The sequence below is a fragment of the Sporosarcina sp. P29 genome, from assembly GCF_002743265.1.
In the GTDB taxonomy this organism is placed as follows: Bacteria; Bacillota; Bacilli; order Bacillales_A; family Planococcaceae; genus Sporosarcina.
This window is the reverse complement of sequence record NZ_PDYX01000066.1, coordinates 1-531: the sequence shown is the minus strand read 5'-3', so window position 1 is coordinate 531 and position 531 is coordinate 1. Positions and strand designations below refer to the sequence as shown.

Annotated in this window: 1 protein-coding gene; it reads right to left on the bottom strand. The window is 39.0% G+C overall.

From position 1 onward, the window contains the following. Positions 1 to 72 precede the first annotated feature (72 nt). On the bottom strand, positions 73 to 531 hold a 459-nt coding region (locus tag CSV68_RS16555), incomplete at its 5' end, for an IS3 family transposase (protein ID WP_143561020.1).

The window sequence follows — 531 nt, the reverse complement described above, 5'->3', positions numbered from 1 at the left end:
TTCTTGGTCATTCTTAAAAATCCTCCTCAACATGTAAAATGTACCCTTTGTAAAGGACAATTATAAAAAAGCCTAAGCTGCTTGTTGAAGCTGTCGTCTGTATTCTGCAGGCGGCAGCTTTTTCAAGTTCCACTGCCCGCGATAATGGTTATAGTACGTCATATAACTCTTGATTTCCCGCCTAACTTCTTCCATTGTCTCACAATCTTTTATATTGGTTTCATCCTTGAAGTGACCGAAAAATGATTCCTGTGGAGCATTATCCCAACAGTTCCCTCTGCGTGACATCGATTGTCCTAACCCCATTTTCTTCACTGCTGCCTGATACTTTGGGTTTGTATAATGAAATCCTTGATCTGAATGTATAAAGGCATCTGTCATTAAATGACGATGTTTCTTTAGTTTGCGAAGCGTATTCATTGCGATCTCCAAACCTAACGAAGAAGAAACTTCATAGGCTAAAATTTCATTCGTTTGGGCGTCTTTAATCGTTGACAAGTAAGCACGTTTGCCATTTCCATATGTCAAATA